Here is a 22,800-nt window from a genome sequence, read left to right as displayed (position 1 = left end):
CAAAAACCATTAAAAAATATGGAAAAGTCTCAATGTTGTAAAAAATCTATGCATTTTTAGCCTCTATCCATTTGCTCATAAACTTGGTACTTTGCAGACTGTGGTGTAATAACATGGAGCCAATAAAATTTTGTTGTCTGTGAAGAGGTAAAGTTTTTAATAGTTCCTCTACCCGATTCATAAAAGGCACTTCAAATTGGGATTTCATAAATCGCTTTTCCAGACATTGAAAACCTTGTTCTTGGCTCTGCTCCCAGACCACTTTATCATTGTACAAACACACTGCTTGGTCTGCAAATTCTTGAGGAGTTACCGCAATAAAACCATTCGGTGGCAATTGGCCAAACATACCCTCAGCTGCAATTGGACTCATCACACAAGGTGTTCCATTGATCATAGCATCTATTAATTTCCCCTTAAGTCCAGCCCCGAATTTCAGAGGAACCAAACACACTTTAGCACTTTGCATTACCTCATCAACTTCATGGGCTACACCTTTTATCAAAAAACCTTCTTTTTCATTATGTAACTGAAACACTTTTTGGGAAGGATAGGCGCCATAGACATGTAATTCTGCTTTAGATAATTGCTTTCTTATCAATGGCCAAATAGCAGTTTTTAAATACAACACCATATTGTAATTAGGCTCATGTAAAAAATTACCAATACTCACAAAATGTTGTCGTTCCCCAAACGTAGGTAAACTTCTTAAGGTACCTTCTTGGATTTCATCGAGAAGAAACGGTAAATAATACAATAGTGAAGCCTCTATTTTGAATGTATTGGTAAGCAAGTCCATTTCTACTTCTGAAATGATCAAACTTAAATCACAGCGATAGATACTGGCTATTTCCCTTTTGGCTGTGTCGTTGAACAGATAACTATTGTCAAATTCCTTACCTTCTTTTAAAGCTTGATGCCTTCCGCGGCGCAGGCAATGCAAATCTTCAGTATCCAAAATACGTAGAGCGTTTGGGCAGTGCTCTGCTACCCGCCAACCGAATTGCTCTTCAGCCAAAAACCGATCGAACAACACAATATCGGGATGCAATTCTTTTACAAAAGTGTCAAAACTTGAGCTGTTCAGCTCTATGGCTTTTACTGTAACACCAATGCTTTCCAAATCAAAAGCATTATCGGTTTTGGCCGTTGCCGTGGCGAAGGTGATTTGGTAATTCTGATGTAGAAAACTAAAAATTAATTGCATCATTCGGCTTCCTGCTGCCGAACTTTTGGGTTCTGGCCACACGAAGCCGATAACAAGCAGTTGTTTCATTAATCGTTGCTGGTAATTTGAGCTTGGTATTGGGTGCGTAATTGCTTGGCCCAAGAGTTAAGAGCTATTATTTGGGCCTCGGTAAGGTTGGCTTCACCATGAGTCCAAGTATAGGATGGCAATGGCATTTTGCCTTCTTCAACTTCTTCTATCAATTCATCCAATTTATGGTCCTTTTTCTTCACAGAATAGTCATTCCAAGCAGAGAAATTCAAATGTTTCTTACCGTCTTCCACATGCTCTCCCATCCAAAAATTCACTGGCGTAATATTGTTATACCAAGGATACCTAGTTACATCACTATGACAGTCATAACAACTTTCCTTTAAAATGACTTTTACATCTTCCGGAGGGTTGGTTTCAGTTAAAAAAGGCTCCAAAGAAGCAAGGTCTCCCTCATTCTTTTCAGGACCAAAAAACTGAGCCACAACAACAAGGACTAAAAGTACCAATAAGATTTTCTTGAATATTTTCATTTTAGTTATTTTTAGGATTTAAAAATAGCAATAAATAGTGACTTCAGCTCAACTCTACGACGAATTAAATTTTGTCAACCATTCCCGCGAAAAGCGCTTGTACTATGCCAATTTGGTAATCTCTACCCCTACACTTATTCCTAAATTATTGGATATTTTGTTTATGGTGGATGACAAGGTTTCCTGCAGGGCGGCTTGGGTATTGGAGTTTGTAGGAGGAGAAGATTTGGAGGCTTTGATTCCATTCCTAGATAGGTTTACGGAAGATATGGGCAAAGTGCATTTGGATTCGGCTGTAAGGCCTGTAGCCAAAGTATGTGAATACCTGATTAAAGCCTATTACGAAAAAACTCCAAACCGTATCCAAACCGAATTGTCCCCAACCCATAGGGAACGCATTATTGAAGTCTGCTTTGACTACATGATCAATGATCAAAAAATTGCGCCAAAGGCCTATGCCATGCATACCCTTTTTCTGTTAGGCAAGGATTACGATTGGATCCATCCGGAACTTGCCATGATCTTGGAGCGTGATTTTCAATTGCAAAGTGCAGGATATAAGGCCCGAGCACGGCATATTCTCAAAAAAATAAAATCTTAGATTTTGTAAAGAAAAGTCGCCCCAATTCTTCCAAAAACTTCATAATCTGCACTTCGGTCTTACACCTAAAAAGATTATCTTTGCAACTTCTAAAAAAACATACATCATGTCTTTATCACCATTAAATGCCATCTCTCCAATTGATGGGAGATACCGAAGTAAAGCAGAAGCGCTTGCTCCATATTTTTCTGAAGAAGCGTTAATTAAATATCGTGTTCAGGTAGAAATTGAATATTTTATCGCGCTTTGCGAAATTCCACTACCGCAACTTGCCGATTTTGACACCACGCTATTTGATAAATTAAGAGCTATTTACCTAAATTTCTCATCGGAAGATGCTCTTAAAATTAAAGACATTGAAAGCATTACCAATCACGACGTTAAGGCTGTTGAATATTTTATCAAAGAACAGTTTGACGCTCTTGACATTGCCAAATACAAGGAGTTTATCCACTTTGGATTAACGTCTCAAGATATCAACAACACGGCTATTCCTTTAAGCATCAAGGAAGCTATGAACGATGTTTACGTTCCTGAATATTTTAGTGTTGTAAACAAATTAAAGGAACTTGTAGAGGAATGGGCAGACATCCCTATGTTGGCGAGAACTCACGGTCAGCCAGCGTCTCCTACGCGTTTAGGTAAGGAAATTAACGTATTTGTAGTACGTCTTGAAGAACAATTGGCCTTGTTGAACGATATCCCAAGTGCGGCAAAATTTGGTGGCGCTACAGGAAACTACAATGCCCACAAAGTAGCTTACCCAAATATTGACTGGAAAGAATTTGGAGGGGAGTTTGTACAGAAGAAATTAGGTTTGTACCACTCCTTCCCAACAACTCAAATTGAGCATTATGATCACATGGCGGCTCTTTTTGACACCTTGAAAAGAATCAACAACATCTTGATTGATTTGGACAGAGATATCTGGACTTATGTATCTATGGACTATTTCAAACAAAAAATCAAAAAAGGGGAAGTTGGAAGTAGCGCGATGCCACATAAAGTAAACCCTATTGATTTTGAAAACTCTGAAGGTAACCTAGGAATTGCCAATGCTATTTTTGAGCACTTGGCGGCTAAATTACCTATTTCTCGTCTACAAAGAGACTTGACCGACAGTACGGTTTTACGTAATGTTGGGGTTCCTTTTGGACATACCATCATTGGATTTAAGGCTACACTGAAAGGATTGAACAAACTATTGTTGAACGATGCTAAGTTTGCGCAAGACCTAGAAAACAACTGGGCGGTAGTTGCTGAAGCTATTCAAACTATTTTGAGAAGAGAAGGCTATCCTAATCCTTACGAAGCGTTAAAGGGACTTACCAGAACCAATGAAAAGATTACTCAATCCTCTATTTCAAATTTTATTGATACCTTAGAGGTGTCTGAAGAAATCAAGGACGAATTAAAAGTAATCACACCATCTAATTATACTGGTATTTAATTTGACTTAACAGATTATGAGCAGAAATGTCCTATCCGTAATTTTTACAGCTGTGATTGCTGCAGGATTTTTTATCTCGGGGCTTTTTGACATTTTGGACAATTTCATGATCAAACTATTATTGTTTATCAGTTTTGGAGCATTCATCGCCTATTTCTGTGTGATGATTCTTTCTGACAAACAATCAAAATAAAATAGTATTACGTCTATAAACAAAAAATCACCTTGGATCCAAGGTGATTTTTTTTATGTGTTAATTTTTGTTCTTCTACTTGAACATTTCGGCAAACTTCCCGATTTCGGCATCTCCCAAATCTGCATTTTCCAACACCGATGACAACTTCATGATTTTGTTAATGTTCATGTTATCGCCCAAAACCCTGATAATAGCAAATCCTTTGTCGTTGGAATCTCCAAAAAGCACCAATTCATCTATATTGGTTTCCTCTCCAAGATACTTTACCACAAAATGTCCGTCGGTAGAATTTCCTCCTCTAATAAGCTCTTGGTATTTCGGATCCTTTAAAATGGTCTTTACCTTTGCTACTTCAGTTTCGTATTCCGTTCTATTGGAGTCAGATACTACAAACGCCAACATATTCAATTTATCAACCGACTCATAGGCTTCTTTCTGCTCCTCTGTTAATGACGTTTCTTCTATATTCAAAAAACTAGTCGGAACATCTATAGAGGTAAAACCAGGTTTAAGTTCGTTGTCTACGTAATAGGTTTGCAACGTTGGTCCTTGGCTACAGCTTAATAAAGCTATAACCAAGGCTACCAACCAGATGCTATTTTTGATTGATGGTATCATAATCTTAATTTTTCTTACCTGCTTTTTCTAAATGCTCGCCACCAGGTACGTTCATGCTATTGGTCATTTTTGAAATTTGACGCAAATCAATATCTCCCGTCAAAGACAACAACACTGTTTCCACTTCACGCTTCTCACCGTTTATAGTAATATCCGCGTCTTTAGTGTATTCTGTAAGTCCGTTGATAAACATCAGCAACTCCTTAACGTGGTTTTCATCCTTTCCTTCCTTCACATAGAATTTTACAGTTTGATCTCCATCTTTAATTCTCATTAGTTCTTGCAAACTGGAAGTTTTTAGATAACTGTTTACTGTTGCATTCATATCTTTGGAAACCTCCATATTATCTGTAGTAAATACTTTTAGACCTGTAATTCTTTTGGCCATATCCATAAATTGTTGAGCTTCTGGATCGTCCAAATCTACATTGACACTAGCCAACATGCTGAACATTTTTTGGTTGATAATGACAGAAGTAACCCCATCTTGATCTTCATATTTATCGAAAATACTCTGACCGAATGACAGCACTGGCAATAATACCAAGGCTACCATTATTATTAAACTCTTGCCCATAGTATGTGTTTGGTTTACGTATGTGCTAAAACGCGCTAATTTTTTCATAATCTTGTTTCTTTTTCTAATTACTTAGGTTAAAAATCTTGTTTGTTGTTTCTGAAAACTCTCCTACGTAGTTCATAGACTCCACACCTTTTTCCAAATTTTGGGAGACAAGGTTCAAAGCGTTTAAACTACTTGCCCCTTTGTTAAACTTTGTAGACACTAGGTTGAGAGCTTCCACTGTTTGGTTGTAGGCCATTAGCTCATCATGGCTAAGACTCTCCAACCCTTGTTTTGTATCGGTAAGCAAATACACCGACACCATAAGAACTGCTACTGCCGCGACCGAAATCCATCTATACAATTGATATTTCTTAGGTTTTAATGGAACGTCTTTGGTAAACTGCTCTTGTTTTGTAGCGTCAAAATACTGGAACATTACCTTGTACGACTCTAAATGTGGTGGCACATCCTCTTGAGCAAAATAGGCCTTTAACTGCTCTTCTTCTCTCAAGCTGGTCTCACCATTATCGTACTTTTCCAGCAACCGCTCTATACTATTTAATACCATAACTGTGCGTATGTGTTAATTTTTCTCTTATTGTTTTCCTTGCCCTAGACAATGCCACTCTAATGGCGGTTTCATTCATGTCTACAACTTTGGCAATCTCACTAAATTCATACCCCTCAATATCTCTAAGCTGTATGATAATTTGTTGTTGTTCGGGCAACTCTTCCATGATTTTGGACACCCAGCTCATGCTATCCCTTACTTCAACTTCCCTTTGCAACGCCACATTATGATCTTGATAATTGCTATGAACAATTTTTAGGTTTTGTGCCTGTTTGGACTTTAAACGATCCAAGCAAAAGTTTTTGGTCATGGTCATAGAAAATGCTTCAATATTTTTATACTCCGCCATTTTCTGTTTGTTGTTCCACAGCTTGACAAAAATCTCTTGAGTGGCATCTTCGGCTTCTTCCCGAGATACCAACAAGCGCTTTGCCAGTCTAAAAACCTTATCCTTTAAAGGCATTACAATATGTACAAAATCACTCTGTGTCATTGTTTGGTTTGGTCAGTCGAAAACGTTCTATTATCGCTTTCTATCCTTACGACGATATACCTTATTTTTTGTTACAGCGTAAAAACATATTTTTTATTGAATACTTTAATCTCTTGTGTTTATTGACATTCAGAAAACAAAACACGTTATAAATTATTTTTTTAATTCACCATAATGTAAGTAAATTTAGAACTTATTAACCTACTTTGAAGCTTATTTGATAAGCGACATCAAAAAAATAACCTATGAAGTTTTTAAAATTGAGCCTTTTGGCATTGGTCCTTTTTACAGCCACAAGCTGTTTTGATGATATGGATGACACCATTAGTTCTTCTACAACTAATGTCAAAGATTTCGTTTGGAAAGGCATGAACTTTTGGTATCTCTATAAAAGTGAAATCCCAGATCTTGCAGACAACCGCTTTTCTTCCAATGAAGAATACAGTAATTATCTCAACAGTTTTTTGACGCCCGAAGAATTGTTTGAAAGCTTGATTTACCAACGTGAAACCGTTGATAGATTTAGTGTTATTGTGGATGATTATATTGCTTTGGAACAAAGTTTCGATGGCACTTCCTATAGCAACGGGCTTAAGTATACCCTATATGAATTCCCAGAAAATTCTTCAAATGTCATTGGAATCATTAAAATGGTTTTAAATGACAGTGAAGCTTCAGCTGCCGGTGTACAGAGAGGGCAAATCTTTAATTCGGTTGACGGTACGGTTTTGAATATAGATAATTACGGTCAACTTTTAAACCAACAAAGTTACACTTTGGGCTTTGTAGACTATAATGATAATGGCACTCCCGAAAATGAGGATGACTTTGTAGAATCTAATGGACAGACCATAAGCTTAACCAAAGTGGTTTATAATGAAAACCCTGTTTATATTTCCAGTATGTTAGAAGTGAATGGAGAAAATGTGGGCTACTTAATGTATAATCGATTTAACAATAATTACGATAGCCACCTAAACAATGCTTTTGCCGAATTTCAAGCTAGCAATGTGCAACACCTAATTATGGATTTCCGTTACAATCCGGGTGGTTCTGTAAATACAGCCTCGCTTTTGGGAAGCATGGTGACAGGACAGTTTACAGGCGAAAACTTCTCAAAACTTATTTACAACAGCGACCTTCAATCTCAAAACTCCACTTACGAATTTAAAGATAGCTTTAATGGTATTGGCATTAACCATCTTAACTTGAGCAAAGTGTACATAATCACTTCTGCTCGTACAGCTTCTGCAAGTGAGTTGGTCATTAATAGTTTAAACCCTTATATCGATGTTGTTGTGGTGGGAGATGAAACTGTTGGAAAAAGCCAAGCCTCTATTACAGTGTACGATTCACCAAACTTTACAGCCCAAAACAGAAACCCAACGCATACTTATGCCTTACAGCCTTTGGTAGCGCAATCTATCAATTCACTCGATGAAGCAGTGCCTTCCAGCGGATTGGTCCCTGATATTGAAGTCATTGAAAGCGCTTTAAACCTAGGTGTTTTAGGAGACGTAAACGAACCGCTTTTGGCCGCCGCTTTGGCTGACATCCAAGGAAGTTCAGGAAGATTTGCGCCTTCGATTGAAAAACCTTTCTTAAAACCAATCGATTCTGACTTAGACAAGAATCCTTTTGAAGACTTTATGTATTTGGATGACGACCACTCTCCTTTTAAATAAAAAAAATGGCCGCTAAATAGCGGCCATTTTTTTTATACAATAGTATCTTTTTTAGTTGAAGTAAACCTTAGAAGCCGCAAGACCAACTTCGATGGTATTGGTTAAGTTCCCTGTGGCCAAGTCATAAATTAACAAATCACTCAAAGAAGCATAGTCTTTAGCATCCGTTATATAGGCCATTCCGTCTTTCACATTAAATCCGTAGGGTGACATTGCGGTTATATCTACAATTGCGGCTGTAGGTAACGCAGTATCATTTTCCGACATTTCAAAAATTTGCCCTCCCATTTGGAAGTAAATAGTACCATTGGCATAGCTCATCAAGTTTGGACTGTTACCTTCTTCAAAGGGAATCTCAGAAACTACTGAATTATCCGAAGAGTTAATTCTAGTAATAGCTCCTTGAGTATACCCTACTACTGACCAGTTCTCATCATAAATTGTAGCACCTTCAGATAGCACAATTAAATCTCCAGAATCACTCATCAAGATTTCATCTGGAGTATCATAAACTTCAATAGTTTCCACAGAATTATCAGCAGTATCTATCACCGACACAATGTTATTTATGGAATACCCCCCTTTATGAGTCACAAACAATTTATCTCCAACAGCGATAATTTGCTCTGGACCTTCACCCACAGGAATCGTGGTTTCTACAGAATTTGTGGCCAAATCAATAACGGCTATAAAATCATCATCACCAATGAATCCGTCTCCCCAATTGGTTACATACCCCTTACCATTAGCAAAAGCAATAAAACGAGGCAATGACAATCCTGAAGTTATGGTCACGTCTTTTTCAAACGTAAATCTATCAACAACATTAATAGTATTGTTATCCGTTACAATATACCCTTTACCGTCGTGGAAACCCATTGATTGTACATAAACGCCTAATTCTTCCGAATTGACACCATAAAAAATGCTATTTTCTGAATAACTGTAATCATCAGCCACAAAGGAAACCGATCCAGAGAGACTTCCTCCTTCGGCCAATACCAAAATGCCATTTTCATATTGTCCTTCTTCAACAGGCAGCGTAACGGAGTCATCATTATCACTGCTACATGAGGTAAAAAATAGCCCTACAAATAAAGAAAGAGCTAAAAACTGAAATATATTTTTCATGTTTTAAAAATTAAAGTTTATGTAAAAGTTATAGTTGATACCAGGCATGTAGCGATTGGCTACACTTTGGTAATTTTTGTTCATTATGTTTTTAATTTGAAATCCCAGCTTCCAAGATTGGTCTTCACCAAGACCGTATTCCAAACCTGCATTATGTAACCAATAACTATCCACGACATACCTTGGATTGTTATCGGAGAGTATAAACACCTCACCCGTAAATACAGATTGCCAGTAAGCACTTAGTGCTTTATATTGATAGCCTACACCTCCAAATGCTTTATGGTATGGCACATAAGTCAACTGTTTTTTGGTTTCCTGATCTTCAGATTTTGTATAGGAATAATTAGCATTGAATGAAAATTCATGATCTCTAATAACCCTTTGGTATTCCAATCTAGTCTCCAATCCATAAGCCTCTACATGATCTGTATTGATAGGCTTCCAATTGGAACCATTAGGCAACCATCTGATCATATCGGTTATGTCGTTGTAGAAACCAATGACTGAAAACGAACCATTTTTAAAGGAGATATTGTTCCCTATTTCGAATTGATAAGAAGTTTCAGGATCCAAATTAGGGTTGGCACTTCCTGTCCAATACAAATCGTTATAAGTAGGGATTCTATAATTTTTGGAAGCGTTCAGATTAAGTGTGTATACCTTGTTGAACTCGTATTGAAGTCCCAAACTGAATAACAGGGGACTGTCGTAATTTTGAGTGATTTCCTTCCTTAAAGTAGCTTCATAAAAGAACTTTTTAATAGCCTGCTTCCACAATAAACTTCCGCCTGTAATGGTGCGCTTATTTTCGTGAATGCTGGAACCTTCTCCATTGGTATGAGTAACGTCCAACACTCCTTGGAGATAAGTTTTTTTGGCAATTTTATATCCCAGTTGGTATTTTCCGATAAGGGATTTTGCTTCACCAAAAGTATAGGAATCCGAAGCTATATTTCCAAAATACTTAAACCGCTCTGTGATATAGGCCAACTTGACATTAGACCTAAAACCACCAAAGAACACATCCCATTCCAACATATTTCGGGTATTGAAATCTTTATATTTCGTTGGAGTTTCTGATGGGCTCTGCAAAGAAAAATGTCTATCTCCATCAAACACATAGCTATAAAACTTCAAAAAGCTTTTGTAACTCAATTTATAGCCTATGGTTGCAGAAAAACTGGTGTTGTAAAACTCTCCATTCATGTTAGACTTTTCACTATCCACAAAGTCATAATCGTTTTCAGAACTTGTTCTACTCAATGAGGCATTTACACTCATTCGGTCGTTGGAATACCCAGATTGATAAGCCAAATCCAAGGTTTCAAAGCTTCCATAACGAACAAACAATCTATTGCGAAATCCTTCGTTGAAATGCAGCACGTTGTTCAAGTGAATAGAACCTCCTATGGCACCACTCCCGTAAAGTACGCTTCCTCCCCCACTTCGCACATCAATCTCATCAAAATTTCTAATGTTGATGGTATTAAAATCCGTCTGCCCATTAAACTGCGAATTGATATTGATGCCGTTCCAAACTACTGCCGTTTGTTGTGCCGTAGTTCCCCTAAATGCCGCCGAAGACACCATTCCCAACCCATTTTCCTTGAAGTAAATGGAACTATTGAAATTTAAAACATCGGTTAAAGACGAAGCACTTCGCATTAAAACACTGTCCTTAAGAGTAGACACTGATTGTGTATTGGAAAATGTTTTCAAATACGTATCGGTCTTTACAACTATTTCATCCAATTGTTGCAAAGAATCCAATGACGTTTGTGTTTGGCCAGTGTAAACTGCCAGGAGAACCGCGATGTATGTAAAAACCTGTTTCATAGTGTTAAAACTTTTTTTCCCGAAAAGTTTTATATCTAGTTATGAAATTGGCAGGTCTCCTGACTTGCATTTTACTGTTTTACCTTCCCAGTTTTCACCAGTGGTTATGAAGTGAACAGTAACTCTTTTTCAAAAGAGATGCCCAATTAAAGTTGGACACTATGCTTACAGTTGCGGGAACAGCTCTGGACTTACACCAGATTCCCTTTTAATCCGTACAATTAAGTTTAACGGAACCAAAATTCTCTGCAAAAGTAAACAATTCCCCGAATGTTTTACTATAAAGCACAAATAATCCTATTTTTGACATGTGAAAAAATTGAAGCTTGTGAGACCTCTGTTTCTATTACTATTTTGTTTGGGCCTGTTTGGCTGTAAACAAGACAAACAAACCATTCCCAACAAAAAAATGGATGGAAGCCGCTCGCAATTCAAGTATGCCAAAGGGTTTTCAATTGTTCACAACGAAAACTTCAAAGTACTCACTATTACAGATCCTTGGCCTAATGCCAGTAAGCAATACAGATATGCCTTAGTGCATAGAAGTCTCTTGCCAAGTATCACCTTTGATGCTAATTTGTTCGATGCAATTATCCCGATTCCTATAGAGCGTATGGTAGTAACTTCTACTACGCATATTCCTGCTTTGGAATTATTGGAAGAGGAAACTTCTCTTATTGGGTTTCCCGGTACGGAATATATTTCTTCCCCTAAAACTCGAAAACTTATTGATGAAGGGAACATTAGGGAACTTGGAAAAAACGAAAACCTGAACACCGAAATTTTATTGGAATTGCAACCAGATGTGGTAATTGGTTTTGGTATTGACGGGAACAACAAAACCTTTGAAACGATTAAAAAAGCGGGCATTCCTGTTATTTACAATGGCGATTGGGTTGAAAGTTCGCCTTTGGCCAAAGCCGAATGGATCAAGTTTTTTGGCGTACTTTATAACAAAACAAAAGCAGCCGACTCTATATTCAATCAAATAGAATCAGACTACTTGAAGGCAAAAGAACTTGCCGCCAATGTTAAAGAACAACCTAGCGTTTTAAGCGGTGCCATGTACAAGGATGTTTGGTATTTACCCAGTGGCACAAGTCCAGAAGCTCAATTGCTGAATGATGCCAATGTTGATTATTTATGGAAAGACACTCAAACTAGTGGAAGCCTGGCCCTAAGTTTTGAATCGGTATTTTCAAAAGGAAAATCAGCCGATATATGGCTGAGCCCTTCTTACTACAACTCCATGGAAGCCTTAAAGGAAGCCAATCCTCATTACGCCGAATTTGATGCGTTTATCAATAAAAAAATATATTCTTTTGTAAATACAACAGGACCAACTGGAGGTGTCACTTATTACGAATTGGGTACGGCAAGACCCGACCTTGTTTTAAAAGATCTCGTAAAAATTTGCCACCCCGAGCTATTAGAAGACTACCAACCTCATTTTTTCATACCTCTTGAATAACACTTCGAGCTCATATAAACTTCCGTTTACAATTTTGGTTTTATTATTAGCCATATGTTTTGTGGTAAACATTACTTTGGGATCGGTTTCAATTCCGTTAAAGGAGATTTTCAATAGCCTTTTTGGAAACATCGAAAATCAATCTTGGCAATACATTATCCTCAATTTTAGATTACCCAAAGCCATCACAGCTATTTTAGTAGGATCTGGTTTGGGTATCTCTGGCTTGTTGATGCAAACCCTGTTTAGAAACCCTTTGGCAGGTCCATTCGTACTGGGAATTAGTTCTGGTGCAAGCTTGGGAGTGGCCCTTGTTATATTGGGAGCGGGGACTTTCGGAGGCTTTCTCTCGACGTTTTTAATTTCTAAATGGAGTATTGTTATTGCTGCAAGTTTAGGAAGTTTATTGGTGCTTCTAGCGGTATTGGCCATGTCCGTAAAAGTACGGGATACCATGGCTATTTTAATTATAGGATTGATGTTCGGAAGTATTACCGCAGCAGTAGTAAGCGTGCTTTCCTATTTTAGTTCTGCAGAGAAATTACAACAGTATATCTTTTGGGGTTTTGGTAGTTTAGGAAATCTTTCATGGAGGGAATTATTCGTATTTTTCTGCATTTATGCTTTAGGACTACTATTAAGTGTTACCTCTATAAAAGCTTTAAACACGCTGTTATTGGGAGAAAACTACGCCAAAAGCTTAGGACTAAACATCAAACAAAGTAGATTGGTCATTATTTTTGCCACAAGTCTTTTAGCGGGGACTATTACAGCTTTCGCAGGCCCTATCGCTTTTATAGGACTGGCAATTCCACATATGGTACGCCAAGTTTTCAATACTTCAAACCATAAAATATTATTGCCTGCCGTATTTTTGCTGGGAGCTATCATCATGCTTATCTGCGATAGTATTGCACAATTGCCGCATAGTGACTTTACTCTTCCAATTAATGCCATCACTTCTTTAATTGGGGCGCCTGTGGTAATTTGGCTCTTGGTGAGAAAACGAAAAATGATGTTCTAATTTATACAATAAGTGGCCTTAGATACGCAACATACCATTCTTTCTACAGACAACCTCTCCATTGGATATAGTTCCAAAAAGGCCCAGCATGTTGTAAGGTCTGGAATCAATTTGGAATTGCAACAGGGCCAACTTATTGGCCTGGTGGGCGCCAATGGAATTGGGAAATCCACTTTATTAAGAACCCTCACCAAGGTTCAGAAACCCTTATCTGGGCAAATTCTGCTTAATGGAAAAAATCTATCTCATTATACGCCTGTAGATTTGGCCAAAACCCTAAGTTTGGTACTCACCGAGAAGATTGCGTCCAAGAACCTTTCGGTTTTTGAATTGGTAGCATTGGGTAGACATCCCTATACCGATTGGATTGGCAACTTGAATGAAACCGATATTGCCATAGTCAACAAAAGTCTTACTCAGATTAATATAGCGGACCTAAAAGACAAAAAGTGTTTTGAACTTAGTGATGGTCAATTTCAAAAAGCCATGATTGCCAGAGCCCTTTCCCAAGACACCGATTTAATAATTCTGGATGAGCCCACTACACATTTGGACATGTACCACAAAGCCTATATCCTGAAATTATTGCAGAGATTGGTAAAAGAAACCCAAAAGACCATTCTGTTTTCTTCTCATGAAATAGACTTAGCTATTCAGCTTTGTGACTCCATGATTGTCATGACCAATTCTGAGGTTACTTTGGACGCTCCAAAAAACTTAATTTCGAAAGGAATCTTTAACGAATTGTTCCCAAAAGATTTAATCACCTTCGATCTTGAAAGCGGAAGTTTTAGGGTGAAGAAATAAAAATCTTTCATTATTCTTATAATTTCATTACATTTAGAAAACTATAAACCAACGTTTTAAATCTGCCTTATTAATTTTCATCTACTTGTTTGGGTAAATTCTTTGCATCTAATTTTTATCCTCAATAGTCATGAAAACTAAATTAATTTTGTTGGTGTTTTCTTCCCTAGCCCTTATTATTACTTTTTTTTATTTCAACAGCACCGAAGAAACATACAACTACCCTGACCAAGTTGGCCTTAACGCCATAAGTTGTACCCCAGCCAATTTTATGCTGGAAGATGTCGATTTCAGCAAGCCAATCTCCCCTCTTTTTGAAAATTTGGGGGACCATACCTATACCGTAAGTACCAAAAACGACTTGGCCCAAAAGTTTTTCAATCAAGGATTGCGTCTTACCTATGGTTTTAATCATGCTGAAGCCCATCGTTCGTTCTTGGAAGCCTCCCGTCTTGATACCAATTTAGCAATGGCCTATTGGGGACAGGCCTATGTTTTAGGCCCTAACATCAATGACCCCGCTCCAGATGATGACAGAAAAACCAAAGCCAATGAGGCTATTGCAAAAGCCGTTGAACTTTCTGGTAACAGCACCCAAAAAGAACAAGATTTAATCAACGCTTTAAATCACCGTTACGCTACCGACCTCTCTACAGAGGTTGAGGATTTAAATATCGCCTATATGGACGCCATGTCCAAAGTATCCAAAACCTACCCAAATGATTCCGATATACAAACGCTGTATGCCGCATCGGTAATGAATACGACTCCTTGGAATTATTGGGATAAATCCGGAAAACCTTCGGCCAATATTCCTGAAGCAAAGGCCGCTTTGGAAAAAGCCATCCAACTAGACCCTGACAACCCTGGAGCCCATCATTATTACATCCATATGGTTGAATTGCCAAATCCTGATTTAGCTGTTCCCAGCGCAGAAAAACTAGGGTCCTTAATGCCTTCTGCTGGACATATTGTGCACATGCCATCTCATATTTACATTAGGGTTGGTCGCTATAAAGATGCTGTGACCACAAACCAAAAAGCAATTTTAGCAGATGAAGACTATATTTCCCAATGCTACGCCCAAGGAATGTACCCCTTAGGATATTACCCCCATAACATTCATTTTTTATGGTCGGCATCCAGCTTATTGGGGGCAAGTGAAATTGCCATTGATGCCGCAAAAAAAACAGCAGAAAAAGTCCCTGTTGGCGAAATGAAAGACCTTCAATTTCTACAGAATTTTGCTTCCACACCACTATTGGCCTACACTAGATTTGGCAAATGGAATGATATCTTAACGACTCCAAAACCAAATGACAACATCAAACACTTATCCCTTATATGGCATTATTCCCGAGGAATTGCCTTCATTAAAAAACATAACATTGAAGAAGCTCAAGAAGAATTGGACGCTATTTCCCTATTGATCAAAGATCCAGAAATGGAAACCAATCTCGCTACCGGATTTGACTCAGGGACTACCATAGCAAAACTAGCCTACGAGGTGGTTGCAGGCGAATTGGAAGCTGAAAAAGGGGACTTGGATAAAGCCATCTCTCATTTAGAAAAGGCTGTGGAAATGGAAGATAATTTGGTATATAATGAACCTTCCGAATGGCATATCCCGCCACGCCAAAATCTAGGTGCCGTTTTAATGAAAGCTAAAAAATATCAAGAAGCTGAAAAGGTCTACAAAAAGGACCTCGAAATTCTACGCCAAAATGGTTGGTCCTTAATGGGACTGCACCAAAGCCTCTTAGCCCAAGGAAAAACTGAAGAAGCTCAAACAATTTTAAATGAATTCAACCAAGCTTGGAGTGAGGCCGATATAAGAATAACCACATCTGTATTGTAAGTTTGAGATTAAGATTTCTTTAAGGAGGAAATACAATCTTCCAAGTAAAAATTTATCTTTGGACAAACTTCAATTTTAAATGAACGACAATCTAACTCTCATTCTAGCCATTGCAGGATCGGCTGGAATTGGCACTTATGTTGGCATGACCTTTACCAAATTGAAAAGTAAAGGTGAAAAAAGCACTCTAGAAGAGCGCAATGCCAACCTTGTTCAGCAATTACAGGATATCAAATTATTATCAGAAACTGAGCTTCAAAAACAATCGGAGCAATTTAGTGTACAACTGAATGAACTAAAAACCACCGTTTCTAAAATAGAAGAAGAGCGTGAAGACATTCGTCGTGAAAAAGAATTCCTGAATACGGAATTGGCTAGAAGAAATTCGGAATACGAAAATCTTCAGCGACTCAACCTTAAACGAGAAGAAGAACTTGAAGAACGCCAACAACAACTCCGAAAAGATTTTGAACTGTTAGCCACTAAAATACTGGATGAAAAATCTGAAAAGTTCACCATTCAGAATAAAGAAAACATCAAGAATATCTTGAATCCACTTCAAGAAAAAATACATCTTTTTGAAAAGAAAGTTGAGGACACCCAAAAGGAAAGTATCAGCATGCACTCTGCCCTTAAAGAGCAGTTGTTAGGATTAAAAGATCTTAACCAACAAATGACCAAAGAGGCTACTAACCTTACCAAAGCTTTGAAAGGAGACAGTAAAATGCAAGGAAATTGGGGGGAATTGGTTTTGGAGCGCGTTCTTGAAAAGTCTGGTTTGGAAAAGGATCGAGAGTATTTTGTTCAGCAAAATTTCACAAGAGAAGATGGCACTAGAGTGCTTCCTGATGTGGTATTGCATTTACCGGACAATAAGCGTATGATTATTGACAGTAAGGTATCATTAACAGATTACGAGCGTTTTGTAAATGCTGATGAAGAACACCGTCCGCAATTTTTAAAAGCCCACGTAAATTCTATCAGACGCCACGTAGATCAGCTTTCTGAAAAGAACTATCACGACTTGTACGACATGGAATCACCAGACTTTGTACTTCTGTTTATTCCTATTGAACCTGCTTTTGCCGTGGCCATCAATGACGATAATTCCCTTTATAACAAAGCCTTTGAAAAGAATATTGTTATTGTAACACCATCTACGCTGTTGGCTACTTTAAGAACCATTGACACGATGTGGAACAATGAGAAGCAACAGCAAAACGCTATTGAAATTGCAAGACAGGCTGGAGCACTTTATGATAAGTTTGAAGGTTTGGTAAAAGACCTTACCGGAGTTGGGAAAAAATTGGACGATGCCAAGAAAGACTATTCTTCGGCCATGAATAAATTGGTGGATGGACGAGGCAATTTAATTACCAGCGTTGAAAAATTGAAAAAATTGGGAGCCAAAGCAAAAAAAGCACTTCCTGAAGCTATTATTAAGAGAGCCATTTCGGATGATGAATAGAAGTTTTGATTTTTAATTAGATCTCCGTTTCCAAAATATCATAACAAAAAAGCCACCTTTTCAGGTGGCTTTTTACTGGGACTAAGTAGTCCTTTATTGTTTTACAAACCTTCTGGTCTGTTTAAAATTGTCTGTTGAAACCTTTACAAGGTACACACCACTATTCCATTTTGACACATCAATTGAAGCGGTCAACGAATTCAATTCTTGACTGTACACTTTTTTTCCCAACACATCAAAAATACTCACTTGGGCGTTTTGCAAGCCCTTTGGCAAGCGAATATTCAATTTTGTAGATGCAGGATTCGGGGAAATCGTGAACTCCAAATTGTCATCTTGCAGCGCATTTAAAACTAGCATACTTTCAGATGTAAACTCATCTGACACAGCTACTTCAAAATTGCTTGCATTATGTGCTTCAACACGATAAAACGTTAGTAGTGTGAGACATAATATTTTAAAACCTAGTAATTTTATTCTCATAATCTCATCCTATGTTAATACTAAATTACTAATTTTTTGAATACACCTACTTACCTTTCATCGAAAAAATGGTGAATTATTTACTCAAGTACATTTTTCTTCTTGAATATAGATTGTAGAATTCATCATCCTTCAAGCTATCGATAAACAAGATGCTTTCTCCTGTACTCTTCATTTCTGGTCCCAATTTTTTATTCACCTTCGGGAATTTGTTGAAAGAGAATACTGGTTGTTTGATGGCATATCCTTCCAATTGTGGATTGAAATCAAAATCAGTTACCTTTTTCTCACCCAACATTACTTTGGTTGCAAAGTTTACATATGGCTCACCATAAGCCTTTGCAATAAATGGTACCGTACGCGATGCTCTCGGGTTCGCTTCAATGATGTATACCGTATCATCCTTAATCGCAAATTGAATGTTGATCAATCCAACTGTATTCAAGGCCAAAGCAATCTTCTTGGTATGGTCCTTAATTTGTTGCATTACAAATTCACCTAGGTTAAACGGCGGCAAGGTAGCATTACTGTCTCCTGAGTGAATTCCACAAGGCTCAATATGCTCCATGATACCAATGATGTATACATTTTCACCGTCACAAATGGCATCTGCTTCAGCTTCGATTGCTCCATCTAGATAATGATCCAACAACAGTTTGTTATCCGGCATAGTACGTAATAAATCTACCACGTGCTCTTCCAACTCATTTCTGTTGATTACAATCTTCATCCCTTGTCCTCCAAGTACGTAAGAAGGTCTTACCAAGATAGGGAAATCCAACACATCTGAAATAGCTAAGGCCTCATCTGCCGTAGTAGCCACGTCAAATTGTGGGTAAGGAATGTTGTTTTCTTTTAACAAGGTTGAGAAACTACCTCTATCCTCAGCCAAATCCAAAGATTTAAAGCTTGTTCCAATAATTTTGATACCGTAACGGTCTAATTTCTCCGCCAATTTCAAGGCCGTCTGACCTCCCAACTGTACAATTACACCTTCTGGTTTTTCATGTTGAATAATATCATAGATATGCTCCCAGAATACTGGTTCAAAATATAATTTGTCTGCAATATCGAAATCTGTTGAAACCGTTTCAGGGTTACAGTTGATCATGATGGTTTCATACCCACACTCGGCACTTGCCAAAACACCATGCACACAACAGTAATCAAACTCAATACCTTGCCCAATTCTGTTTGGTCCAGATCCTAAAACAATTACCTTCTTCTTATCTGAAACAACACTTTCATTTTCCGAATATACATTTCCGTCAGTAGTTTCTACACTATTCTCAAAAGTTGAGTAGTAGTAAGGTGTTTGCGCTTTAAACTCTGCCGCACAAGTATCTACTAACTTGTAAACACGTTTGATATTCAATTCTTCTCTACGAGCATGAACTTCACTTTCCAAACACTTCAACATATGGGCTATTTGACGGTCTCCATATCCTTTTTGCTTGGCTTCAAGAAGTAAATCTCTTTCAATAGTATCAATCGTGTAGTTTGAGATTTCTTTTTCTAGGTGATATAATTCTTCATACTGCTTTAAGAACCACATATCAATCTTTGTAATCTCATGGATTCTGCTCAATGGGATTCCCAATTGAATAGCATCGTAAATTACAAATACACGGTCCCAACTAGCATGTGTAAGCTTGTCGATGATTTGGTCATAGTTTTTATAACCCTTTCCATCTGCTCCCAATCCATTTCTCTTGATTTCCAATGATTGAGTTGCTTTATGAAGTGCCTCTTGGAATGAACGTCCAATGGCCATTACCTCACCTACAGCTTTCATCTGTAATCCCAAGGTACGGTCGCTTCCTTCAAATTTATCGAAGTTCCAACGAGGTATCTTAACAACCACATAATCCAATGTTGGCTCAAACAATGCTGAAGTTGACTTTGTAATCTGGTTGCTCAATTCATCCAAGGTATAACCAATTGCCAACTTAGAAGCTACTTTAGCGATAGGATATCCAGTTGCCTTACTAGCCAAAGCCGAAGAGCGAGATACACGAGGGTTAATTTCAATTGCAATAATGTCCTCTTTTTCATCTGGACTTACTGCAAACTGCACGTTACATCCTCCTGCGAAGTCCCCAATACTTCTCATCATGTGGATGGCCATATCCCTCATACGTTGGAATGCCGTATCTGATAATGTCATGGCTGGAGCTACAGTAATGGAGTCTCCTGTATGGATTCCCATAGGATCCATATTTTCAATGGTACAGATAATAACAACATTGTCATTTTTATCTCGCAACAACTCCAACTCGTACTCTTTCCAACCTAATAGAGCTTTATCAATCATCACCTCATGAATAGGCGAAATTTCAAGTCCGCGGCTTAACAACTCATCAAAATCAGCTTCATCATAAACAATAGCTGCTCCTGCTCCACCTAATGTAAACGACGAGCGAATACATAATGGAAAGCCAAATTCTTGCGCTATTTCTTTTCCTTTTAAAAATGAAGTTGCAGTAGCTTGAGGCGCCATTGGCACACCAATTTTAGCCATTAAGTCTCTAAACTGCTCTCTATCTTCTGTGATATTGATGGCGTCGATATCCACACCAATCAATTCCACATTGTATTCTTCCCAAATTCCTTTTTCATCGGCCTCAATACATAAGTTCAAAGCGGTTTGCCCTCCCATGGTCGGCAAAACGGCATCGATTTGAGGGTGCTCCTCCAAAATCTTTATGATTGATTTTGTAGTTAACGGCAATAGGTACACGTGATCCGCCATTGTAGGATCCGTCATAATGGTTGCCGGGTTCGAATTGATCAAAATCGTTTCTATTCCATCTTCTCTTAGAGATCTAAGCGCCTGCGTCCCAGAGTAATCAAATTCACATGCTTGACCAATCACGATTGGTCCCGACCCTATGATAAGTACAGAATTAATGTTTTTATTTTTTGGCATTTTTATGAGAGAATATATTTATTTACAAAAATAGTTATCAAAATGATATAAAAAAAGGCGTTGCACCTAAGCAACACCTTAATATATTAACAATTGTCAATCATTATTTCTTATGTCTTGGCTCAGAAGATACAGACAATTTTTTTCTTCCTTTAGCTCTTCTACGAGCAAGTACCTTTCTGCCATTAGCAGAAGCCATTCTTTCTCTGAAACCGTGTTTGTTTCTTCTCTTTCTTTTTGACGGTTGAAACGTTCTTTTACTCATTGTCTTATATCTTTAAAATCTTCTTTGCTTATTACTGTAACTAAGTTTTATAGCCGTTCTAAAAACTGCGTGCAAATATACAAAGACTTTTTACTTTGGCAAACCAAAAGTGAAAAATATTTTCAATAGTTTTTATTAACTTTGCAAACTTAAATTTAATTAGGTAATGTACAATAAAAATATCAAACTACTCATAGCTGCTTTAATATTTGGCTATGCCATCTATCAATTTACCGAAGGTTACATAGGAAACGGCATCATGTTGATCCTTCTTTCTCTAGTATTTGTATTCTTTTACTTTAAGAACGAATTTATTCTTTTGGCCTTCCTTAAATTAAGAAAGCAAGACTTTGAGGGTGCTAAGAATTGGCTTAATAAAATAAAGAACCCATCTAGCGCCTTGGTAAAAAAACAAGAAGGCTACTACAATTACCTTCACGGCATCATGGTTTCCCAAACCAATATGAACGAAGCCGAGAAATATTTCAAAAAAGCGGTGAGCCTTGGATTAGCCATGGATCATGATATGGCAATGGCAAAACTAAATTTGGCTGGTATTGCGTTTAGCAAACGCAGAGCACAAGAAGCCAAAACACTTTTGGGTGAAGCTCAAAAATTGGACAAGCGCGGTATGTTGACCGAACAAATAAAAATGATGAAGGACAGCATGAAAAAAGCTCAAATGCCTAACCAACATTACGGTTCTATGCGACACGGCAGAAGACGTTAAACCTTTAAGCCAATCCTTATAAATGTAAAAAAGCACTGTAATTACAGTGCTTTTTTTGTTCTTAATAGTTTCTAAATAGTTAATTAACAATATGTTTAAACGAATAACTTTTGGTTTTATTGTATGGTTTTGTAACTTTAGGTAACAGCTCAATAATTAAATATTGTTACATATGGTTAGAATGTTTACAATATTATTGCTTGCCTCTTCTTTATTAACCTACGCCCAGGATGATAAAGTCTACTTCAACGATGCCCTTTCCCAACATTTGAAACCCTATATAAAACAGAGCGATTTGGCCTTTGAACACAAAGATTATGAATTGGCAGAAACTCTTTTCGATTCCCTTCTACAAAACCATTTATTGAATACTTACATACCAAATTTAAGCCTTCCCAAACTTTCGGGAGGGATTTTGGAAACTGACGAAATAGAGAATCCGTTTTTGCTCATTACCAAAACCACTTGGGATTTTCCCAATGAAAAAGAAATTGAAGCCATTAACACCATCGCGCATGCCTATCGTAACCAAGTAGAAATAATCGTATTGTATTGGGGACCTCGCAAAAAAGTAAAAGACGTTACAGGCAACTACAACAAAAATGTAACACTCACTTATATAGATGAAACTGAAAACCTATCCAACTCTATCATCAAAACCTACAAGCATTCCTTTGGGGCTCCCGCTTGCTTTTTTGTATCAAGCACAAAACAATTAATGGCTTTGGATAAAAAATTCTCTTTGTTTTCTTTTGATATGGATCAGTCCAAAGAAGCCTATGTCATGGCTGAAAACCATATTAAGGAGCTAATTTTCCTATTTGAAGAATTCAAAAAAAGTCTCCTTACAGACAGACAATAAAA

General features: G+C 37.6%; 22 protein-coding genes and 1 riboswitch. Of the genes, 11 read left to right on the top strand and 11 right to left on the bottom strand.

Features of this window, described 5'->3' with window-relative positions; genetic code table 11:
- Window positions 1-46 precede the first annotated feature (46 nt).
- Both AC6I5C_RS06395 and AC6I5C_RS06390 read right to left on the bottom strand, forming a co-directional pair.
- Complete coding sequence (locus AC6I5C_RS06395) at window positions 47-1,276, bottom strand: glycosyltransferase (RefSeq protein WP_497904440.1); 1,230 nt, start codon at window positions 1,274-1,276, stop codon at window positions 47-49.
- A complete protein-coding gene (locus AC6I5C_RS06390; protein ID WP_497904439.1) occupies window positions 1,276-1,752 on the bottom strand; it encodes a heme-binding domain-containing protein in 477 nt (158 codons plus the stop codon). Before AC6I5C_RS06390 ends, AC6I5C_RS06395 begins: the two co-directional genes overlap by 1 nt.
- A gap of 37 nt (window positions 1,753-1,789) precedes the next feature.
- On the opposite strand from AC6I5C_RS06390, the gene AC6I5C_RS06385 reads away from it, so the two are divergent.
- The 3 genes from AC6I5C_RS06385 (at window position 1,790) to AC6I5C_RS06375 (ending at window position 3,996) form a co-directional block, all read left to right on the top strand.
- On the top strand, window positions 1,790-2,353 hold the full coding sequence (locus AC6I5C_RS06385; RefSeq protein ID WP_497904438.1) for an adenylosuccinate lyase: 564 nt from the start codon (window positions 1,790-1,792) through the stop codon (window positions 2,351-2,353).
- Window positions 2,354-2,459: 106 nt separating this feature from the next.
- A complete protein-coding gene (gene purB / locus AC6I5C_RS06380; protein ID WP_497904437.1) occupies window positions 2,460-3,803 on the top strand; it encodes an adenylosuccinate lyase in 1,344 nt (447 codons plus the stop codon).
- 16 nt (window positions 3,804-3,819) lie between these two features.
- Window positions 3,820-3,996 (top strand): hypothetical protein, encoded by a 177-nt coding sequence (locus tag AC6I5C_RS06375; protein ID WP_157503292.1) that lies wholly within the window; start codon window positions 3,820-3,822, stop codon window positions 3,994-3,996.
- Between the two features lie 75 nt (window positions 3,997-4,071).
- On the opposite strand, the gene AC6I5C_RS06370 is transcribed toward AC6I5C_RS06375, so the two are convergent.
- The 4 genes from AC6I5C_RS06370 to AC6I5C_RS06355 all read right to left on the bottom strand — a co-directional run bounded on the left by AC6I5C_RS06370 (window position 4,072) and on the right by AC6I5C_RS06355 (window position 6,246).
- Window positions 4,072-4,617 (bottom strand): GFO_1091 family lipoprotein, encoded by a 546-nt coding sequence (locus AC6I5C_RS06370; protein ID WP_497904436.1) that lies wholly within the window; start codon window positions 4,615-4,617, stop codon window positions 4,072-4,074.
- A 4-nt stretch (window positions 4,618-4,621) separates the two neighbouring features.
- On the bottom strand, window positions 4,622-5,194 hold the full coding sequence (locus AC6I5C_RS06365) for a GFO_1090 family protein (protein WP_497904677.1): 573 nt from the start codon (window positions 5,192-5,194) through the stop codon (window positions 4,622-4,624).
- A gap of 64 nt (window positions 5,195-5,258) precedes the next feature.
- Complete coding sequence (locus tag AC6I5C_RS06360) at window positions 5,259-5,750, bottom strand: PG0215 family putative anti-sigma factor (protein ID WP_497904435.1); 492 nt, start codon at window positions 5,748-5,750, stop codon at window positions 5,259-5,261.
- On the bottom strand, window positions 5,737-6,246 hold the full coding sequence (locus AC6I5C_RS06355; protein ID WP_053978346.1) for a GFO_1088 family ECF-type sigma factor: 510 nt from the start codon (window positions 6,244-6,246) through the stop codon (window positions 5,737-5,739). Before AC6I5C_RS06355 ends, AC6I5C_RS06360 begins: the two co-directional genes overlap by 14 nt.
- Before the next feature lie 245 nt (window positions 6,247-6,491).
- Here AC6I5C_RS06355 and AC6I5C_RS06350 point away from each other — a divergent pair, with 245 nt between their 5' ends.
- Window positions 6,492-7,931 carry a GFO_1087 family putative carboxy terminal peptidase gene (locus AC6I5C_RS06350; protein ID WP_497904434.1) on the top strand — a complete coding sequence of 480 codons (1,440 nt, stop codon included), beginning with the start codon at window positions 6,492-6,494 and terminating at the stop codon, window positions 7,929-7,931.
- A 51-nt stretch (window positions 7,932-7,982) separates the two neighbouring features.
- Here the strand turns inward: AC6I5C_RS06350 and AC6I5C_RS06345 are convergent, their stop codons facing one another.
- Together AC6I5C_RS06345 and AC6I5C_RS06340 are read right to left on the bottom strand one after the other, a co-directional pair.
- The gene (locus tag AC6I5C_RS06345) at window positions 7,983-9,062 is read right to left on the bottom strand and encodes a YncE family protein (protein ID WP_497904433.1); all 1,080 of its coding nucleotides are present in this window, start codon (window positions 9,060-9,062) and stop codon (window positions 7,983-7,985) included.
- 3 nt (window positions 9,063-9,065) lie between these two features.
- Window positions 9,066-10,901, bottom strand: a complete 1,836-nt coding sequence (locus tag AC6I5C_RS06340) for a TonB-dependent receptor plug domain-containing protein (protein ID WP_497904432.1) — start codon at window positions 10,899-10,901, stop codon at window positions 9,066-9,068.
- Window positions 10,902-10,933: 32 nt separating this feature from the next.
- Window positions 10,934-11,157: riboswitch (cobalamin riboswitch) on the bottom strand.
- 72 nt (window positions 11,158-11,229) lie between these two features.
- On the opposite strand from AC6I5C_RS06340, the gene AC6I5C_RS06335 reads away from it, so the two are divergent.
- From AC6I5C_RS06335 to AC6I5C_RS06315, 5 genes are all read left to right on the top strand, one after another.
- A complete protein-coding gene (locus AC6I5C_RS06335; protein ID WP_497904431.1) occupies window positions 11,230-12,372 on the top strand; it encodes an ABC transporter substrate-binding protein in 1,143 nt (380 codons plus the stop codon).
- Complete coding sequence (locus AC6I5C_RS06330; RefSeq protein ID WP_497904430.1) at window positions 12,365-13,396, top strand: FecCD family ABC transporter permease; 1,032 nt, start codon at window positions 12,365-12,367, stop codon at window positions 13,394-13,396. The genes AC6I5C_RS06335 and AC6I5C_RS06330 overlap by 8 nt, the downstream gene beginning before the upstream one ends.
- 12 nt (window positions 13,397-13,408) lie before the next feature.
- Window positions 13,409-14,203: an ABC transporter ATP-binding protein gene (locus tag AC6I5C_RS06325; protein ID WP_497904429.1), complete on the top strand. Its 795-nt coding sequence runs from the start codon at window positions 13,409-13,411 to the stop codon at window positions 14,201-14,203.
- Window positions 14,204-14,333: 130 nt separating this feature from the next.
- On the top strand, window positions 14,334-16,061 hold the full coding sequence (locus tag AC6I5C_RS06320) for a tetratricopeptide repeat protein (protein WP_497904428.1): 1,728 nt from the start codon (window positions 14,334-14,336) through the stop codon (window positions 16,059-16,061).
- Between the two features lie 79 nt (window positions 16,062-16,140).
- Window positions 16,141-17,529 (top strand): DNA recombination protein RmuC, encoded by a 1,389-nt coding sequence (locus tag AC6I5C_RS06315; RefSeq protein ID WP_497904427.1) that lies wholly within the window; start codon window positions 16,141-16,143, stop codon window positions 17,527-17,529.
- A 93-nt stretch (window positions 17,530-17,622) separates the two neighbouring features.
- Here AC6I5C_RS06315 and AC6I5C_RS06310 read toward each other — a convergent pair whose 3' ends face one another.
- The 3 genes from AC6I5C_RS06310 to rpmH all read right to left on the bottom strand — a co-directional run bounded on the left by AC6I5C_RS06310 (window position 17,623) and on the right by rpmH (window position 21,206).
- Complete coding sequence (locus tag AC6I5C_RS06310; protein ID WP_082332049.1) at window positions 17,623-18,012, bottom strand: T9SS type A sorting domain-containing protein; 390 nt, start codon at window positions 18,010-18,012, stop codon at window positions 17,623-17,625.
- Window positions 18,013-18,088: 76 nt separating this feature from the next.
- On the bottom strand, window positions 18,089-20,941 hold the full coding sequence (gene carB, locus AC6I5C_RS06305; RefSeq protein ID WP_053978338.1) for a carbamoyl-phosphate synthase large subunit: 2,853 nt from the start codon (window positions 20,939-20,941) through the stop codon (window positions 18,089-18,091).
- 103 nt (window positions 20,942-21,044) lie between these two features.
- Window positions 21,045-21,206, bottom strand: a complete 162-nt coding sequence (rpmH, locus tag AC6I5C_RS06300) for a 50S ribosomal protein L34 (RefSeq protein WP_076663569.1) — start codon at window positions 21,204-21,206, stop codon at window positions 21,045-21,047.
- Window positions 21,207-21,372: 166 nt separating this feature from the next.
- On the opposite strand from rpmH, the gene AC6I5C_RS06295 reads away from it, so the two are divergent.
- Entirely contained in the window at window positions 21,373-21,936 is a 564-nt protein-coding gene (locus tag AC6I5C_RS06295) for a hypothetical protein (protein WP_076663568.1), read from the top strand.
- Between the two features lie 181 nt (window positions 21,937-22,117).
- Entirely contained in the window at window positions 22,118-22,798 is a 681-nt protein-coding gene (locus AC6I5C_RS06290; protein ID WP_497904426.1) for a hypothetical protein, read from the top strand.
- Window positions 22,799-22,800 lie beyond the last annotated feature (2 nt).

This window comes from Mangrovimonas sp. sgz306409 (assembly GCF_059735265.1).
This window is presented reverse-complemented; position numbering and strand designations above follow the sequence as displayed.

Bases quoted from the DNA above. Each gene is read 5' to 3' on its own strand.
- AC6I5C_RS06395 (WP_497904440.1), bottom strand. From the start codon at position 1,276: ATGAAACAACTGCTTGTTATCGGCTTCGTGTGGCCAGAACCCAAAAGT.
- AC6I5C_RS06390 (WP_497904439.1), bottom strand. From the start codon at position 1,752: ATGAAAATATTCAAGAAAATCTTATTGGTACTTTTAGTCCTTGTTGTT.
- purB (WP_497904437.1), top strand. From the start codon at position 2,460: ATGTCTTTATCACCATTAAATGCCATCTCTCCAATTGATGGGAGATAC.
- AC6I5C_RS06375 (WP_157503292.1), top strand. From the start codon at position 3,820: ATGAGCAGAAATGTCCTATCCGTAATTTTTACAGCTGTGATTGCTGCA.
- AC6I5C_RS06370 (WP_497904436.1), bottom strand. From the start codon at position 4,617: ATGATACCATCAATCAAAAATAGCATCTGGTTGGTAGCCTTGGTTATA.
- AC6I5C_RS06365 (WP_497904677.1), bottom strand. From the start codon at position 5,194: ATGGGCAAGAGTTTAATAATAATGGTAGCCTTGGTATTATTGCCAGTG.
- AC6I5C_RS06360 (WP_497904435.1), bottom strand. From the start codon at position 5,750: ATGGTATTAAATAGTATAGAGCGGTTGCTGGAAAAGTACGATAATGGT.
- AC6I5C_RS06355 (WP_053978346.1), bottom strand. From the start codon at position 6,246: ATGACACAGAGTGATTTTGTACATATTGTAATGCCTTTAAAGGATAAG.
- AC6I5C_RS06350 (WP_497904434.1), top strand. From the start codon at position 6,492: ATGAAGTTTTTAAAATTGAGCCTTTTGGCATTGGTCCTTTTTACAGCC.
- AC6I5C_RS06345 (WP_497904433.1), bottom strand. From the start codon at position 9,062: ATGAAAAATATATTTCAGTTTTTAGCTCTTTCTTTATTTGTAGGGCTA.
- AC6I5C_RS06340 (WP_497904432.1), bottom strand. From the start codon at position 10,901: ATGAAACAGGTTTTTACATACATCGCGGTTCTCCTGGCAGTTTACACT.
- AC6I5C_RS06320 (WP_497904428.1), top strand. From the start codon at position 14,334: ATGAAAACTAAATTAATTTTGTTGGTGTTTTCTTCCCTAGCCCTTATT.
- AC6I5C_RS06315 (WP_497904427.1), top strand. From the start codon at position 16,141: ATGAACGACAATCTAACTCTCATTCTAGCCATTGCAGGATCGGCTGGA.
- AC6I5C_RS06310 (WP_082332049.1), bottom strand. From the start codon at position 18,012: ATGAGAATAAAATTACTAGGTTTTAAAATATTATGTCTCACACTACTA.
- carB (WP_053978338.1), bottom strand. From the start codon at position 20,941: ATGCCAAAAAATAAAAACATTAATTCTGTACTTATCATAGGGTCGGGA.
- rpmH (WP_076663569.1), bottom strand. From the start codon at position 21,206: ATGAGTAAAAGAACGTTTCAACCGTCAAAAAGAAAGAGAAGAAACAAA.
- AC6I5C_RS06295 (WP_076663568.1), top strand. From the start codon at position 21,373: ATGTACAATAAAAATATCAAACTACTCATAGCTGCTTTAATATTTGGC.
- AC6I5C_RS06290 (WP_497904426.1), top strand. From the start codon at position 22,118: ATGTTTACAATATTATTGCTTGCCTCTTCTTTATTAACCTACGCCCAG.